The organism is Streptomyces crystallinus, from assembly GCF_039521265.1.
Taxonomy (GTDB): Bacteria; Actinomycetota; Actinomycetes; order Streptomycetales; family Streptomycetaceae; genus Streptomyces; species Streptomyces crystallinus.
Window position 1 is genome coordinate 6597 of the sequence record NZ_BAAACA010000048.1, and the last position, 16806, is coordinate 23402.

Genomic DNA, 16806 nt, shown 5'->3' on the forward strand with positions numbered 1-16806 from the left:
CTAAATACCCAGGGGCGCGGGGAACTGCGCGAGCGACCCACCACACAGCCGCAGACGAAGGCCGGGCCCACACCCACGTGGCACGCTGGGGTTCTTGATCGCCTCGCCGCCCGGAGGGCTTTTGTGGATCAGCTGGCCCTGCTGTTCGTGCTCCTGCTCGGGGCCGTGGTCACCGTCCCGGTCGGCGACCGGCTGGGACTGCCCGCGCCGGTGCTGATGACGCTCCTCGGCGGGGTCCTCGCGCTCCTGCCGTTCGTCCCGAACGTCGCCGTACCGCCGGACTTCATCCTTCCGCTGGTGCTGCCGCCGCTGCTCTACGCCTCCGTGCAGCGCACCTCCTGGCGGCAGTTCGCCGCCAACGTCCGGCCGATCCTGCTGCTCGCGGTGGCCCTGGTGTTCGTCACCACGGCGGCCGTGGCGGCCGTCGCCCACGCCATCGTGCCGGGCCTGCCGATCGCCGCCGCCGTCGCGCTCGGCGCGCTCGTGGCGCCGCCCGACCCGGTCGCCGCCACCGCCGTCGCGGGCTCGCTCGGGCTGCCCCGGCGGCTGGTGTCGATCCTGGAGGGCGAGGGGCTGTTCAACGACGTCACCGCGATCGTGCTCTACCACGTGGCGATCGCCGCGGCGGTCAGCGGTGACTTCTCCTGGCCGGACGCGGCGGGCGAGCTGGTGCTCTCGGCCGTGGTGGCCGTCGCCGTCGGTCTCGTACTGGGCTGGACGGCCAACAAGCTGATGGGCCTGCTCGACGACTCCACGCTCCAGATCGGTCTCACCCTCCTCGTGCCGTTCGTCGGCTATGTGCTGGCGGAGGAGTTCGGCGGCTCCGGGGTGCTCGCCGTGCTCACCCTCGCGCTGTTCCTGGCCGAGCACGCGGTGGACGCCGACGACGTCCAGGGGCGGCTCGCCGGGGCCACGTTCTGGCAGATCGTCGACACCCTGGTGACGGGGATCGCGTTCGGGCTCATCGGGCTCGAACTGCACAACGTGTTCGGCACCGCGACCGGGCGCGTCGGCGAGATGGCGGGCTGGGGCGCGGTGGTGGTCGGGGTCGTCGTCGGCGTACGGCTGCTGTGGCTGCTGCCCGCGACCTGGCTCGCCAAACGGCTGCACACGCGCCGGGACTACGACGAGGAGATCCCCACCACCTGGCGGGAGACGATCGTCATGTGGTGGGCGGGGATGCGCGGGGTCGCCTCGGTCGCGCTCGCCCTCGCGATCCCGTTCAAGACCGACGACGGCTCGCCGTTCCCGGCGCGCGACGAGATCGTCTTCGTCGCCTTCTGCGTGATCATGGTGACGCTGGTGCTCCAGGGGCTGACCCTGCCGTCCCTGGTGCGCCGGCTCGGCGTCCAGGCCGACACCGACGCCGAGCGGGCGCTGGAGCGGGAGCTCGCGATCCGCGCGGCGAAGGCCGCCAAGCGGCGGCTGCGGGAGATCGAGGACGTGGAGGAGCTGCCCGAGGAGGTCATGGAGCAGCTGCTGCGGCGGGCCTACGACGTGGGGGCGCGGATCAGTCCGGACATGGTGGACGAGGAGCGGCGGGAGGCGTACGCGCAGCGGGTGCAGCGGCTGCGGACCATCCAGCGCATCCAGCGCGAGATGATGTCCGCGGCGCGGCACGAGGTGCTCTCGGCGCGCAGTGAGCCCGGCGCGGACCCGGAGATCGTGGACCGGGTCCTGCGCCAGCTGGACGTGCGCAGCCTGCGGTGACCGCCTGCGCCACCGGTCCGCTCTCGTCCGCGGACCGGTGGCGGGCCGGCCGCGCGGTTCCCCGCGCCCCTAGCGGCTCCGCCGCGGCGGTGGCTCGGGTTCCTCGCGTTCCATGGTGATGCGGGGCAGGGCGTACGGGTGGTGGGCGTGGAGCCAGGCGATCATCTCCTCGCGGACCGTGACCCGGACCGTCCAGATGTCGCCCGCGTCCTTCGCCGTGACCGTCGCGCGGACCACGATCGTCGACGGGGTGGTGTCGGTGACCGCGAGGTCGCTCTCGCGGCCGTCCCAGGCCGGGCACTCGCGCAGGATGTCGGCCATCTTCTCGCGCATCAGGGCCACGGGTGCCGAGTGGTCCAGGTGGAAGAAGACCGTGCCGGTCATCTGTACGCCGCCGCGCGACCAGTTCTCGAACGGCTTGCTGGTGAAGTACGAGACCGGCATGGTCAGTCGGCGCTCGTCCCAGGTGCGGACGGCCAGGAAGGTCAGGGTGATCTCCTCCACCGTGCCCCACTCGCCGTCCACCACGACCGTGTCCCCGATCCGCACCATGTCGCCGAAGGCGATCTGCAGCCCCGCGAAGAGGTTGCCGAGCGTCGACTGGGCGGCCACACCGGCCACGATGCCGATGATGCCCGCGGAGGCGAGGATCGAGGTGCCCGCCGTCCGCATCGCCGGGAACGTCAGCAGCATCGCCGCGACCGCGACGACGCCCACGACGGCGGTCACCACGCGCTGGATGAGCGTGACCTGCGTACGGACCCTGCGCACCCGCGCCGGGTCGTGCGCGGAGGCCGCGTAGCGCGCGTAGGACGCCTCGACGACCGCCGTCGCGATCCTGACCACCAGCCAGGCGCTCGCGCCGATGAGGACGAGCGAGAGGGTCTGGCCCAGGCCCGCCTCGTGCTCCTGGATCGGGGCCCACTTGATCTGGAGGTAGGTCCCTCTCAGCAGTGAGGTGAGGACGACGACCTGCAACGGAAGGCGGCAGCGGCGCAGCAGGCCCCACAGCGGGGTCTCGCTGTGCCGGGCGTCGGTCTGGCGGAGCAGTCGGTCGGCCAGCCACACGAGGGCCAGCGTGAGCACGACCGAGCCACCGATGACGATCAACGGGCGCAGTACGTTCTCCATGCCCCCGACCGTAACTGGCACCATGGCCTCATGAACATCATGCTTTTCCATTCGGCTTACGGATTGCGGCCCGCCGTGCGCGAGGCGGCCGAGCGGCTGCGCGCCGCCGGACACGTGGTGCACGTGCCCGACCTCTACGACGGCCGTACCGCCGAGACGGTGGAGGAGGGCATGACGATCCGCGACGGGATCGGCAACGACGAACTGCTCAGGCGGGCGATCCTGGCCGCGGCCCCGCACTCCGACGGAGGCCTGGTCTACGCCGGTTTCTCGCTCGGCGGCTCGCTCGCCCAGACCCTGGCGCTCGGCGACGAGAAGGCCCGCGGCCTGCTGCTCTTCCACGGCACCGCCGACATCGCCGAGGACGCGTCGGTGGACGAGCTGCCCGTACAGCTGCACGTGGCGGACCCGGACCCGTTCGAGACGCATGACTGGCTGAACACGTGGTACCTGCGCATGGAGCGGATCGGCGCGGACGCGGAGGTGTACCGGTACCCGGGAGCCGGGCACCTGTACACCGACCGCGGCCTGGCGGACTACGACGAGTCGGCCGCCGAGCGCAGCTGGACCACCGCGCTCGGCTTCCTCGACTCGCTCTAGGGCAGGAGGGTCAGACCACCGGCGAGTAGACCCGCTCGGCCTTCTGGCTGCCGTTGAGCGTCCGGTACGAACGGGTCCACGAGGACGTGGCGTCCTGCTTGCGCTTGTCGGACACCGAGTAGTAGTCCATCTGGGAGCGCTTGGCGTCGACGTCCAGGACGCCGTAGCCGTGCGAGTCCATGTCGACCCACTTCACATGGCGGTTGGCGGCCTTGATCGCGGCCGCCGCCACCAGCGACACGGTGTGCGGGGCGACGTGGAGCATCTCGTCCAGGTTGTCGGAGGTCACCGACGTCACCACGAACTCGGTGCCCGCCGACTTCGACAGCGGGTAGGTGCCCGCCTTGACGGGGACGTCGTTGGCCCACGCCATGTGGATGTCGCCGGTGAGGAAGACGGTGTTCTTGATGCCGTTGTCCACCAGGTGGCCGAGGAGCTCGCGGCGGTCGTCCGTGTAGCCGTCCCACTGGTCGACGTTGATGGCGATGCCCTCCTTGGGCAGGCCCAGCAACTCCGCCAGCGGCGCGGTCAGTTCGGCCGGCAGCGCGCCGAAGGCGACCGGCGAGATCATCACGGAGGTGCCGACCAGCTGCCAGGCGGCGTCCGAGGCGGAGAGCCCCGACTTCAGCCAGTCCAGCTGGGCGCGGCCGGTGATGGTGCGCTCGGGGTCGTCCACCTTGCCGCTGCCCACGCTCGCCTGCTGGGAGCGGAAGGAGCGCAGGTCGAGCAGGTGCAGATCGGCCAGCTTGCCGTAGCGGATGCGCCGGTAGGTGGTGCCCGCGATGGACGGGCGGACCGGCATCCACTCGAAGTACGCCTGCTTGGCGGCCGAGACCCGCGCCGCCCAGTCGCCCTCGGTGCCGGGCGTGTGGTTCTCGGCGCCGCCCGACCAGGCGTCGTTGGCGAACTCGTGGTCGTCCCAGATCGCGATGACCGGGTGCGCCAGGTGCAGGGCCTGGAGGTCGGCGTCCGTCTTGTACTTGCCGTGCCGGGTGCGGTAGTCGGCCAGATCCAGTATCTCGTGGGCCGGCTCGTGCTGCCGTACGACGTACTTCGCCTCCGGGTAGGCGCCCGAGGCGTACTCGTAGATGTAGTCGCCCAGGTGCAGCACCGCGTCCAGGTCGGAGCGGGCGGCGAGGTGGCGGTAGGCGGAGAAGTAGCCCGACTCCCAGTTGGAGCAGGAGACCACGCCGAAGCGGACGTTGGCGGCCGCCGCGTCCGTCGCGGGGGCGGTCAGCGTACGGCCGACGGGGGAGACGGCGCCGCCCGCGGCGAACCGGTACCAGTACGCGGTCGCCGGGCGCAGCCCGCGCACATCGGCCTTGACGGTGTGGTCCGAGGACGCCGTCGCGGTGGTGCGGCCCTGGGCCACCACCCGAGCGAAGCCCTTGTCCTCGGCTATCTCCCAGGAGACTTCGGTGTCCTGGCCCTTGCCGGAGCCGGGCACCGCGTCGGGAGCGGGGGTGACCCGGGTCCACAGCAGGATGCCGTCGGGCAGCGGGTCGCCGGAGGCGACGCCGTGCAGGAAGGCGGGGGCCGGCGCGGAGTCCGCGGCGGCGGCGGTCGCGCCGGCCACCAGGGGCGCGGCGACGACGGCGGTGGCGGCAGCGGCCTTGACGACCGTGCGGCGCGTGGGGGTTGAGGTGAATCGACTGGTCACAGCCGCACACCTTACTGATGAGTAGAGCGAACGGGCAGACTCGCGGCAGATGTTTGTCCGCCCGTTCGCTCGCGGCCACCTGAGCGCGCGTCAGCGTCAGCGTCGGATGGCCGTGGCGCGCCTCGCGGGCGGCGTCAGCCCTTCAGGGCCTTGTCGATGGCGGCGGTGAACGCGGCCGGGTCCTGCGGGGCGTTGTCGCTGTTGGCGCCGGTGATCTTCTTGCCGTCCATCTTCAGGGTCGGCGTCGCGGTCACCCCGCTGTCGTCGAACTTCTTCGACATGGTGAGCGCCCACTTGTCGAACGTGCCGTCCTGCACGTCCTTCTGGAACTTGGCGTTGCCCTTGAGGGCCGGGACGCTGTCGGCGACCTGGAGCAGATAGTCGTCCTTGGCGAACTTGTCGCTGGTCTCGGCCGGGTGCCACTTGGCCGAGTAGAGCTGCGCCTTGTACTCCATGAACGCCTCGGGGCTCACGTTGAGCGCGGCGCCGAGCGCGCTCAGCGCGTTCTTGGAGCCGGTGCCCGGACTGCCGTTGTCGATGAAGGTGGCGCCGATGAACTGGACCTTGTACTTGCCGGCGTCGACGTCCTTCTTGACCGTCGAGCCGACCTGCTGCTCGAAGACCGAGCAGACGGGGCAGCGCGGGTCCTCGTACATCTCCAGGGTCTTCTTGGCGGTGGGCTTGCCGATGACGACGGTGGTGCCGTCCTCGCCCGTGGTGTTGGCGGGCTTGACCAGGGTCTTGTCCTTGGCCGCGTCCCACGCGCCGGGCTTGTTGGCCTGCATGACCGCGTAGCCGACGCCGCCGGCTATCGCGAGGACGCCGACGATCGAGGCGGCCACGACCACCTGGCGGCGGGCCTTGTCCTTCTTGGCCTGGCGCTCGCGCTCCAGTCGCAGCCGCTCGCGGGCGGCTGCCTTGTTGGCCTGGCTGTTGCGCTTGCTCATGATCGTTTTCTCCGTGTGGCAGGTAGGGCAGGTGAGAAGGTGCTGGGGCCCGGGGGAGCGGGCCGCGGTGCTCGGCGGGCCGTCGTTCAGACGGCGGTGAGCAGGGCGGGGCGGGGCGGCCCCCGCCGTCCCACGGAGTGCACGAGCAGCCGGGCGCGCGAGGGCGGGGCCGCGCGCCCCACCAGCCGCGGCCGCGCCCGTACGGGACGGACCGCGCCGCCCACCAGGGCCGCCGCGAGCAGCAGCGGGCGGAACGCCAGCACCCCGACCGTGCGCACCAGCCGCGCGAGGGCGGCCTCGCCGCGCCGCAGCCAGGCCGCGGCCAGCAGCCCGACGCTCACATGCGCGGCGAGCAGCAGCCACGGCACGGCCGGTCCGGGACCCGCGAGCAGCACGGCCGCGCCGGCCCGGGAGCCGGCGACGCCGGGCAGCTCGGTGCCCACGCCCCCGCCGCACAGCACGTCCACGCCCACCGACCGCAGCGCGCCGGCGACCGGGCCGCCGGAGGGGCCGTAGCAGACGTGCTGGCCGGTGGAGAAGACGGTGTCGGCGGCCAGCTCCAGGGGGACGAGCAGCCCCGCGATCGACCAGAAGCCGCGCTCGCGGCCGGCCAGCGCGTATGCGATCAGGAACACCGTTCCCGCCGCCCCGGCGATCAGCGGCACCGGCAGCGGGACGCGGGAGAGCAGGACGTGGGACGCGCTGGAGAGCGCCACGACGAGCGCTGTGAAAAGCGCCGCGCGTGCCGCTCTGAGCCGGGTCCCTGATACGTCCATCGGTCCTGAAGTCTGCCACGGCCCGCTGACACGGGGGCCTGAGAATTCCGTGAGACTAGAGACCCGGAATCCGACCGTTACGGAAGAGGTCGACGAAGATCTGGTGGTCCGCCCGGGCCCGTGCCCCGTAGCTGTGCGCGAAGTCCACGAGCAGGTCCGCGAAGCCCTCCTCGTCGGCGGCGATCGCCGCGTCTATGGCCCGCTCGGTGGAGAAGGGGACCAGCTCGGAGTGGCCGCTCTCGTCGTCCGCCGCCGCGTGCATGGCCGCGGTGGCGCGGCCCAGGTCCGCGACGACCGCCGCGATCTGCTCCGGGTCGTCGATGTCCGACCAGTCCAGGTCCACCGCGTACGGCGAGACCTCGGCGACCAGCTGGCCCGCCCCGTCCAGCTCGGTCCAGCCCAGCCACGGGTCGGCGGCGGCCTGGAGGGCGCGCTGCGAGATCACCGTGCGGTGGCCCTCGTGCTGGAAGTAGCCGCGCACCGCCGGGTCGGTGACATGGCGGGAGACCGCCGGGGTCTGCGCCTGCTTCATGTAGATCACGACGTCGTTCTCCAGGGCGTCGCTGTGGCCCTCCAGGAGGATGTTGTACGAGGGCAGACCGGCCGAGCCGATCCCGATCCCGCGCCGCCCGACGACGTCCTTGACCCGGTAGGAGTCGGGGCGCAGCAGGCTGGAGTCCGGCAGTGTCTCCAGATAGCCGTCGAAGGCGGCCAGGACCTTGTAGCGGGTGGCCGCGTCCAGCTCGATCGAGCCGTCGCCCTCGGTGAAGCGCCGCTCGTACTCGCGGATCTCGGTCATCGAGTCGAGCAGCGAGAAGCGCGTACGCGCGCGTGCCGAGCGCAGCGCGCCGAGCAGCGGCCCCTCGGCGGTGTCCAGCGTGAAGGAGGGCACCTCGTCCTCCTTGGCGCCCGCGGCCAGCGCGTGGATCCGCTCGCGGTAGGCGCCGGCGTAGGTCCGCACCAGCTCGGTGATCTGCTCGTCGCTGAGCGCCTTGGCGTGGCCGATCAGGGCCAGCGAGGCGGCGAAGCGCTTGAGGTCCCAGGTGAAGGGGCCCACGTACGCCTCGTCGAAGTCGTTCACGTTGAAGATCAGCCGGCCGTTGGCGTCCATGTACGTGCCGAAGTTCTCGGCGTGCAGATCGCCGTGGATCCAGACCCGGCCGGTCCGCTCGTCCAGGTAGGGGCCGCTGTGTATGTTCCCGTCCTCGCGCCGGGCGTTCTCCCGGTCCAGGTCGGCGTAGAACAGGCAGGCCGTGCCCCGGTAGAAGGCGAACGCGGAGGCCGCCATCTTGCGGAACTTGACCCGGAACGCGGCCGGGTCGGCGGCCAGGAGCTCGCCGAAGGCGGTGCCGAAGACGGAGAGGATCTGCTCGCCGCGCTCCTCGGCGGTGTACTGCGGGACCGACATCGCCGGGTGCCTCCTGGTGCGTACGCGCGAGTGGTGACGCGCAACAAATGGGACGGATGATTCCGCCCCTTCCAACGCGTGACCGTACCCCGGAGTGCCCGGCCGCTGTCAGCGGGGCGACGTAGACTTCGGGGCTGTCCCCCTCTCCCCGCCATGGAGGCCCCCACCGTGTCGAAGCCGCCGTTCACGCACCTTCACGTACACACCCAGTACTCGCTGCTGGACGGTGCCGCGCGGCTCAAGGACATGTTCGACGCGTGCAACGAGATGGGCATGACGCACATCGCGATGTCCGACCACGGCAACCTGCACGGGGCGTACGACTTCTTCCACTCGGCGAAGAAGGCCGGGGTCACGCCGATCATCGGCATCGAGGCGTACGTGGCGCCCGAGTCCCGCCGCAACAAGCGCAAGATCCAGTGGGGCCAGCCGCACCAGAAGCGCGACGACGTGTCCGGTTCGGGTGGTTATACCCATAAGACGATCTGGGCGGCCAACGCCACGGGCCTGCACAACCTCTTCCGCCTCTCCTCCGACGCGTACGCGGAGGGCTGGCTCCAGAAGTGGCCCCGGATGGACAAGGAGACCATCTCCCAGTGGTCGGAGGGCCTGATCGCCTCCACCGGCTGCCCCTCCGGAGAGCTCCAGACCCGGCTGCGCCTCGGGCAGTACGAGGAGGCCCGCCAGGCCGCCTCCGACTACCAGGACATCTTCGGCAAGGACCGGTACTTCCTGGAGCTGATGGACCACGGCATCGACATCGAGCGCCGGGTCCGCGACGACCTCCTGAAGATCGGCAAGGAGCTCGGCATCCCGCCGCTGGTCACCAACGACTCGCACTACACGTACGCGCACGAGGCCGCCGCGCACGACGCGCTGCTGTGCATCCAGACCGGCAAGAACCTCTCGGACCCCGACCGCTTCAAGTTCGACGGCACCGGCTACTACCTGAAGTCGACCGACGAGATGTACGCGATCGACTCCTCGGAGGCCTGGCAGCAGGGCTGCGCCAACACCGCCCTGGTGGCCGAGCAGGTTGACGTCAGCGGCATGTTCGAGGCGAAGAACCTCATGCCGAAGTTCGACATCCCCGAGGGCTACACCGAGGTCACCTGGTTCCGCGAGGAGACCATGCGGGGCATGCACCGCCGCTTCCCGGGAGGCATCCCGGAGGACCGCATGAAGCAGGCGGAGTACGAGATGGACACCATCATCTCGATGGGCTTCCCGGGCTACTTCCTGGTGGTCGCCGACTTCATCATGTGGGCCAAGAAGCAGGGCATCGCGGTGGGCCCGGGCCGCGGCTCCGCGGCCGGCTCGATCGTGGCGTACGCGATGGGCATCACCGACCTCGACCCGATCCCGCACGGTCTGATCTTCGAGCGGTTCCTCAACCCCGAGCGCGTCTCGATGCCCGATGTCGACATCGACTTCGACGAGCGCCGGCGCGTCGAGGTGATCCGCTATGTGACGGAGAAGTACGGCGCCGACAAGGTCGCCATGATCGGCACCTACGGCAAGATCAAGGCCAAGAACGCGATCAAGGACTCCGCGCGCGTGCTGGGCTACCCGTACGCGATGGGCGACCGCCTCACCAAGGCGATGCCCGCCGACGTCCTCGGCAAGGGCATCGATCTCAACGGCATCACCGACCCCTCGCACCCGCGCTACAGCGAGGCGGGCGAGATCCGTGCGATGTACGAGAACGAACCGGACGTCAAGAAGGTCATCGACACCGCCAAGGGCGTCGAGGGCCTGGTCCGGCAGATGGGTGTGCACGCGGCCGGCGTGATCATGTCCAGTGAGCCCATCGTCGACCACGCCCCGATCTGGGTGCGGCACACGGACGGTGTGACCATCACGCAGTGGGACTACCCGCAGTGCGAGTCGCTCGGCCTGCTGAAGATGGACTTCCTCGGCCTGCGCAACCTCACGATCATGGACGACGCCGTCAAGATGGTGAAGTCCAACAAGGGCATCGAGCTCGACCTGCTGGCCCTGCCGCTCGACGACCCGAAGACCTTCGAGCTGCTCCAGCGCGGCGAGACCCTCGGCGTCTTCCAGTTCGACGGCGGGCCCATGCGGTCCCTGCTGCGGCTGATGAAGCCCGACAACTTCGAAGACATCTCCGCCGTGTCCGCGCTCTACCGCCCGGGCCCGATGGGCATGAACTCGCACACGAACTACGCGCTGCGCAAGAACAAGCAGCAGGAGATCACCCCGATCCACCCGGAGCTGGAGGCTCCGCTGGAAGAGGTCCTCGCCGTCACCTACGGCCTGATCGTCTACCAGGAGCAGGTCCAGAAGGCCGCCCAGATCATCGCCGGGTACTCGCTGGGCGAGGCCGACATCCTGCGCCGCGTCATGGGCAAGAAGAAGCCCGACGAGCTGGCGAAGAACTTCACCATCTTCCAGGCCGGCGCCCGCAAGAACGGCTACAGCGACGAGGCCATCCAGAAGCTGTGGGACGTGCTGGTCCCGTTCGCCGGCTACGCCTTCAACAAGGCGCACTCCGCCGCGTACGGCCTGGTGTCGTACTGGACCGCCTACCTCAAGGCGAACTACCCCGCCGAGTACATGGCGGCCCTGCTGACCTCGGTCAAGGACGACAAGGACAAGTCGGCGGTCTACCTCAACGAGTGCCGCCGCATGGGCATCAAGGTGCTGCCGCCCAACGTCAACGAGTCCGAGTCCAACTTCTCGGCGCAGGGCGACGACGTGATCCTGTTCGGGCTGACCGCCGTGCGCAACGTCGGCCAGAACGTGGTGGACTCGATCATCAAGTCCCGCAAGGCGAAGGGGAAGTACACCTCCTTCCCCGACTTCCTCGACAAGGTCGAGGCGGTCGTCTGCAACAAGCGGACCGTCGAGTCGCTGATCAAGGCCGGCGCGTTCGACGAGATGAAGCACACCCGCAAGGGCCTCACCGCGCAGTTCGAGCCGATGATCGACAACGTGGTGCAGGTCAAGCGCAAGGAGGCCGAGGGCCAGTTCGACCTCTTCGGCGGGATGGGCGACGACGACACCAGCGAGCCCGGCTTCGGCTTGGACGTGGAGTTCTCCGACGTCGAGTGGGAGAAGGCGTATCTGCTCGCCCAGGAGCGGGAGATGCTCGGTCTGTATGTGTCGGACCACCCGCTCTTCGGTCTGGAGCACGTGCTCTCCGACAAGAGCGACGCCTCGATCCAGCAGCTCACCGGCGGTGAGCACGCGGACGGCGCGGTCGTGACGATCGGCGGCATCATCTCGGGCCTCCAGCGCAAGATGACCAAGCAGGGCAACGCCTGGGCGATCGCCACCGTCGAGGACCTGGCCGGCTCCATCGAGTGCATGTTCTTCCCGGCGACCTACCAGCTGGTGTCCACCCAGCTCGTCGAGGACGCGGTGGTCTTCGTCAAGGGCCGGCTCGACAAGCGCGAGGACATCCCGCGGCTGGTCGCGATGGAGCTGATGGTCCCGGACCTGTCCTCGGCGGGGACCAACGCGCCGGTGGTGCTGACCATCCCGACGGTGAAGGTGACCCCGCCGATGATCAGCCGGCTGGGCGAGATTCTCGGCCACCACAAGGGCAACACCGAGGTGCGCATCAAACTCCAGGGCCCGCGCAAGACCACGGTGCTCCGGCTCGACCGGCACCGGGTCCAGCCGGACCCCGCCCTCTTCGGTGATCTGAAGGTACTGCTCGGCCCGTCCTGTCTGGCGGGCTGAGCACCCGGGGGTTCAAAGCCAGGCTCTTAATTCCATGTGGAAGGGGCGCGTCCAATAGGGCGCGCCCCTTCCGTATTCGTGTGCCTGATGTGTGGGGAATTATCAGTTGTGGCCGAAGCGACGCTGGTGCTTACGGGCAACATCCGCCGGAGAGCCCTGCGCCTGCGACTGGGGGCGCGACTGGGCCTCCATCGCCGACTGCACGGACTCCTGCTGGCTGCGCTCGGCCTGCGAGGCGGCCTGCTGCGGCTTACGGCTCGACTTGTTCTTGGCCATGGTGATGCCTCCTTGTGGGGACTAGGGGCCAGGGCCGCTGTCAGATTCACACATCCCGACAAAGAACGCATTCCAGACGATTACCGTGCGTAGTCCTCCGTAACGGATGAGAGATGTACGGGTTCGCCACGCCGATGATCGAGTTCCGGCCGTTAACCCTCGCAGGGTCGGGCAGACTCGAAGGAAACCCGAAGTACGTTCCCTGATCTCCCGATCTCCTGCACTCTTATCTCCCTGATCTCCTTTGCCTCTGATCTTTTGATTTTCAAGGTTCTGAAAGAGGGTGGAACGCGTGGACCGCTGCGTCGTCCTTGTGGATGCGGGTTACTTGTTGGGCGCGGCCGCGAGCCTTCTGGCCGGAGAGCCTGCCCGTTCACGGATCACCGTCGACCACGCCGCCCTGATCCAGGCGCTGCGTGAGCGGGCGGAGGCCGACACCGAGCAGCCGCTGCTGCGGATCTACTGGTTCGACGGCGCCCCGGACCGGGTGCCCCAGCCGGAACACCGCAGGTTGCGGGTGATGTCCCGGGTGACGGTCCGGCTGGGCGCACTGACCCGCAGCGACGGGCGGTGGGCCCAGAAGGGCGTCGACGCGGCGATGCACGCCGAGCTCACCGAGTTGGCCAGAAATCGCGCCTGCTCGGATGTGGTCCTGGTGACCGGGGACGGCGATCTGCTGCCCGGGCTGATGTCGGCCAAGGAGCACGGGGTCGCCGTGCACCTGTGGGCCGTCCAGGCCGCCGACGGCGACTACAACCAGTCCGAGGACCTGGTCGCCGAGGCCGACGAGCGGCGGGTGCTGGACCGGGCCTGGATCACCCAGGCGGTCCGGGTCAAGGAGCTCAGCACCATGTACGCCCCGGCCGCCGCCCCCCGCCCGGAGATCGCCGCCATCCTCTCCGCCCCGCTGCCCGAGTCGGCGCTCGCCGCCTCCGCCGAGCGGGCCGCGGAGGCCCAGGCCGCCGCCGTACGCAACGGGACGGCGCAGCCGCCCGCGGCCGTCGGCAACGGCACGACGGTCACCCCCGCGCCCGGCACCGCCGTCAAGGGCGTGCCCACGCCCAAGGACCTGGCGGGCCTGCGCGGGCCCGGCGCCCAGGCCCCCGCCGCGCCGCACGCCGCCCACGCGACCCTGCGCTGGTCCTCCGACAAAGGCTGGGTCGAGCGCCCCGGCTCCACGCTCGGCGAGTCCCCGGAGACCGCGTCCCTGCCCACCCTCGCCCAGCTGACCAGCGCCGAGCAGCGCTGGGCCGACCGCGAGGAGGACATCACCACGGTCGGCGGCGACCCGTACGAGGTGGGGCAGGTCTTCGCGCGCCGCTGGATGGAGCGGCTGCCGGAGACCGCGCACGTACAGAAGCTGTCCACGATGTACCCCCGCATCCCGCACCGCATCGACGGGGAACTGCTGCGGTACGCGGCGCGGTTCGGGCTGCTCGCCCACAAGGACGACCAGATCGACGAGCACGACCGGTACGCCATCCGGGCCGGGTTCTGGCGGGAGATCGACGTCCGGGCGGCGGCCGAGCGCACCCCGGTGGGGGACTGAGGCACCCGCGTCCGGGCCGGATACCTTTCGGCTCGCTGAACCAACCGGGGGTCCGGGGGAGGAGTGGCGCGGCGGACCCCGTAGGCTCGTTGTCCGTGAGTACCGGCACAGCAGCGGCGCGGGCCGGCACCGTATGCGCGGTGCGGGGCCTCACCAAGACGTACCCCGCCGCGCGCGGACGGCGCGGCTCCGCCGGTACGCCCGAGATCAGGGCCACCGACGGGATCGACCTCGACGTGGGCCGGGGCGAGATCTTCGGCCTGCTCGGGCCCAACGGTGCGGGCAAGTCGACCCTGGTGCGCCAGCTCACCGGGCTGATGCGGCCGGACTCCGGCAGCGTCGACGTGCTCGGCCACGACCTGGTGCGCCACCCCGAGCGGGCCGCCCGGCTGATCGGCTACCTCGGGCAGGAGTCCACCGCCCTGGACGAGCTGACCGTGGCGCTCGCCGCCGAGACCACCGGCCGGCTGCGCGGGCTCAGCGCCCGCGAGGCCCGGGCCGAGCGCGACGCCGTACTGGAGGAGCTCGGGCTGACCGCGCTCGCCGGGCGGCCGCTCAAGAAGCTCTCCGGCGGACAGCGGCGGCTCGCCTGCTTCGCCGCCACGCTCGTCGGCGACCGGCCCGTGCTGGTCCTCGACGAGCCGACCACCGGGATGGACCCGGTGGCCCGGCGGGCCGTCTGGGCCGCCGTGGACCGCCGCCGGGCCGAGCGCGGCGCGACCGTGCTGCTGGTCACCCACAACGTCATCGAAGCCGAGACCGTGCTCGACCGGGTCGCCGTCCTCGACCGCGGCAAGGTCATCGCCTGCGACACCCCGGCGGGCCTGAAGGAACGGGTCGCCTCCGAGGTGCGGGTCGAGCTGGTGTGGCGCGAGCGGGCGCCGATCGAGCTGCCCGAGGTCGCGGCGCTGCGCGCGGACGCGCAGGAGTCCGGGCGGCGCTGGGTGCTGCGGCTCGCCCCGGACGCCGCGCGGGCCGCCGTCGCGGCGGTCACCGGCGGGCCCGCGTTCGCCGCCCTCGACGACTTCACCCTGGCCACGCCGAGCCTGGAAGACGTCTATCTCGCCCTCGGCGGCCGTATGGAAGGTCTGGTGAAGGCGTGAGCGCGATTCCCCTGGAGGTTTCCGTGGAGGCGCCCCCGGAGGCGGTCGCCGCCCCGGCGGTCCCGGCCGGGGCCGCCGCGCCGCTGGCGCCCCGGGCGCGGCTGCTGCCCGCGCTGACGGCCGTCTACCGGGCCCAGCTCTCCCGGGCCAAGGTGGCCCGGATCCCGCTGCTGTTCGTGGCGACCTTCCAGTCGATCGGGATCATGGTCCTGATGCGGGGGGTGGTGGACGGCGGGAGCGAGGCGCGGGCCGTGGTCGCCGGGTCGAGCGTCCTGGTGGTCGCCTTCGTCGCGCTCAACCTGCTCGCCCAGTACTTCGGGCAGCTGCGGGCGGGCGGCGGGCTCGACCACTACGCGACGCTGCCGGTGCCGCCCGCGTCCGTGGTGCTGGGCGCGGCCGCCGCGTACGCCTCCTTCACCGTGCCGGGGACCCTCGTCACGGCCGTCACCGGCTGCGTCCTGTTCGGGCTCCCGCTGGCGCACCTGTGGGTGCTCGCGGCGGTCGTCCCGCTGGCGGGCGCCGCGCTCGCCGGGCTCGGCGCGGCCCTCGGGCTGCTGGCCCCGCGCCAGGAACTGGCGACCCTGCTCGGCCAGTTGGGCATGTCGGCGGCGCTGCTGCTCGGCGTCCTGCCGGCCGACCGGCTGCCCGGACCGATCGCGTACGCCCGTGATCTGCTGCCTTCCACGTACGGGGTGGAGGCCTTCGCGCACAGCTTCGGCGGGCACCCCGACTGGGCCGTCATCGGCCTGGACCTCGCGGTCTGCGCGGCCGTCGGCGTGGTGTCGCTGCTCGTGGCGACATGGGCGTACCGGCGGGCTGCGGTCGCCCGGTGAGGCGCCGCGCGGGAGCGCCTGGCACGATGGCGGGGTGACCGCACCTCTGACGCCGCCTCACCAGCCTCCACCGGACGACGACGCCTGGCAGGACTCCGCACAGCCCCGTTCCGGGCCGGGTGCCGAGGGCCCCTACGCCCTGGCGAGCGAGGAGGGGACCGCGATGAGGACGGAGCTGCGGGAGGCCGTGGTCGCGGCGTTCGCGGTGGCGGTGACGGGTGTGCTGCTCGGGCTGCTGTGGGTGTGGCTGGCGCCCCGGGTGCCGCTCGTCTCGGACGACAAGGCCGTCTTCCTGAAGGACACCGAGGGCGAGGAGGCGATCGGGGCGGACGGAACGTTCATCCTGCTAGCGCTCGCGTTCGGGGTGGTGTGCGCGGCCGTGGTCTTCCTGCTGCGCAAGCGCGGCGGCATCCCGCTGGTGGTGGGGCTCGCGGCGGGCGCGCTGCTCGGGTCCTGGCTGGCGGTGACGCTGGGGGAGTGGCTGGGGCCGACGGACGACGTGGTCGCGGCGGCGCGGGCGGCGGGCAAAGGGGTCGTCTTCGACGCGCCGCTGCGGCTGAACGCGAAGGGGGCGTTGTTGGCGTGGCCTCTCGCGGCGATGGGTACGCACCTGGCGCTCACGGCGCTCTTCGCGCCGCGCGACCCGGAGGTATGGCCTGCGGCCGAGCTGTAATCGGGGCTGGCCCCGACCTCCTTCTGCATGGCCTGCGGCCCGCACTACGCTGCGCGTTTGTCTGCGGGCCGTCGGTGGCTGGTCGCGCAGTTCCCCGCGCCCCTGAAACCCTCGTTCGTCTGCGGGCCGTGGCCGCTTCTCGCGCAGTTCCCCGCGCCCCCAAAAGCCTGTGGCTGAGCTCGCCTCTCCGGCTGCGGGAGCCCACCTAAGGGGCGCGGGGAACTGCGCGACCAGCCCCCACCGGTCCGCAGACGAAAAGACAGGCCGCCCGCCGGAGGGCTTTCGGGAAGGGGCGGGGTGGGGAAAAACTACGCCGGGCGCCGCCCGTGGTTCGCTCGGCCCTTACGGATACGCCACTTCCGCTTGCGGGTTCGCTTCGACATGGGGGCAACCTGCTCGCCCGACGGCGATGTGTCCAGGGGGGTTACCGGA

13 protein-coding genes are annotated in these 16806 nt (G+C 71.1%); 7 read left to right on the forward strand and 6 right to left on the reverse strand.

Going from position 1 to position 16806, the window contains the following annotated elements:
- The first annotated feature begins 123 nt into the window (after nucleotides 1-123).
- Entirely contained in the window at nucleotides 124-1710 is a 1587-nt protein-coding gene (locus tag ABD236_RS30160) for a Na+/H+ antiporter (protein ID WP_344079135.1), read from the forward strand.
- 69 nt (nucleotides 1711-1779) lie between these two features.
- On the opposite strand, the gene ABD236_RS30165 is transcribed toward ABD236_RS30160, so the two are convergent.
- Nucleotides 1780-2841: a mechanosensitive ion channel family protein gene (locus ABD236_RS30165; RefSeq protein WP_344079137.1), complete on the reverse strand. Its 1062-nt coding sequence runs from the start codon at nucleotides 2839-2841 to the stop codon at nucleotides 1780-1782.
- Nucleotides 2842-2871: 30 nt separating this feature from the next.
- Here ABD236_RS30165 and ABD236_RS30170 point away from each other — a divergent pair, with 30 nt between their 5' ends.
- On the forward strand, nucleotides 2872-3441 hold the full coding sequence (locus ABD236_RS30170) for a dienelactone hydrolase family protein (RefSeq protein WP_344079140.1): 570 nt from the start codon (nucleotides 2872-2874) through the stop codon (nucleotides 3439-3441).
- Between the two features lie 10 nt (nucleotides 3442-3451).
- Here ABD236_RS30170 and ABD236_RS30175 read toward each other — a convergent pair whose 3' ends face one another.
- From ABD236_RS30175 to ABD236_RS30190, 4 genes are all read right to left on the reverse strand, one after another.
- On the reverse strand, nucleotides 3452-5101 hold the full coding sequence (locus tag ABD236_RS30175) for an alkaline phosphatase D family protein (RefSeq protein ID WP_344079142.1): 1650 nt from the start codon (nucleotides 5099-5101) through the stop codon (nucleotides 3452-3454).
- Between the two features lie 134 nt (nucleotides 5102-5235).
- Complete coding sequence (locus tag ABD236_RS30180) at nucleotides 5236-6048, reverse strand: DsbA family protein (RefSeq protein ID WP_344079145.1); 813 nt, start codon at nucleotides 6046-6048, stop codon at nucleotides 5236-5238.
- Between the two features lie 86 nt (nucleotides 6049-6134).
- Entirely contained in the window at nucleotides 6135-6824 is a 690-nt protein-coding gene (locus ABD236_RS30185; protein WP_344079147.1) for a hypothetical protein, read from the reverse strand.
- A 55-nt stretch (nucleotides 6825-6879) separates the two neighbouring features.
- On the reverse strand, nucleotides 6880-8232 hold the full coding sequence (locus tag ABD236_RS30190) for a DUF2252 domain-containing protein (RefSeq protein WP_344079149.1): 1353 nt from the start codon (nucleotides 8230-8232) through the stop codon (nucleotides 6880-6882).
- A 168-nt stretch (nucleotides 8233-8400) separates the two neighbouring features.
- Here ABD236_RS30190 and dnaE point away from each other — a divergent pair, with 168 nt between their 5' ends.
- Nucleotides 8401-11940, forward strand: coding sequence for a DNA polymerase III subunit alpha (gene dnaE, locus ABD236_RS30195; protein ID WP_344079151.1), 3540 nt, complete (start codon nucleotides 8401-8403; stop codon nucleotides 11938-11940).
- A gap of 102 nt (nucleotides 11941-12042) precedes the next feature.
- Here dnaE and ABD236_RS30200 read toward each other — a convergent pair whose 3' ends face one another.
- Nucleotides 12043-12216: a hypothetical protein gene (locus ABD236_RS30200; RefSeq protein WP_344079153.1), complete on the reverse strand. Its 174-nt coding sequence runs from the start codon at nucleotides 12214-12216 to the stop codon at nucleotides 12043-12045.
- Nucleotides 12217-12499: 283 nt separating this feature from the next.
- Here ABD236_RS30200 and ABD236_RS30205 point away from each other — a divergent pair, with 283 nt between their 5' ends.
- The 4 genes from ABD236_RS30205 to ABD236_RS30220 all read left to right on the forward strand — a co-directional run bounded on the left by ABD236_RS30205 (nucleotide 12500) and on the right by ABD236_RS30220 (nucleotide 16374).
- Nucleotides 12500-13765, forward strand: a complete 1266-nt coding sequence (locus ABD236_RS30205) for an NYN domain-containing protein (protein ID WP_344079155.1) — start codon at nucleotides 12500-12502, stop codon at nucleotides 13763-13765.
- Nucleotides 13766-13860: 95 nt separating this feature from the next.
- Nucleotides 13861-14868, forward strand: a complete 1008-nt coding sequence (locus ABD236_RS30210) for an ABC transporter ATP-binding protein (protein WP_344079157.1) — start codon at nucleotides 13861-13863, stop codon at nucleotides 14866-14868.
- Between the two features lie 11 nt (nucleotides 14869-14879).
- Entirely contained in the window at nucleotides 14880-15701 is an 822-nt protein-coding gene (locus ABD236_RS30215; protein WP_425543993.1) for an ABC transporter permease, read from the forward strand.
- A 34-nt stretch (nucleotides 15702-15735) separates the two neighbouring features.
- Nucleotides 15736-16374: a DUF2567 domain-containing protein gene (locus ABD236_RS30220; protein WP_344079159.1), complete on the forward strand. Its 639-nt coding sequence runs from the start codon at nucleotides 15736-15738 to the stop codon at nucleotides 16372-16374.
- Nucleotides 16375-16806: the final 432 nt, after the last annotated feature.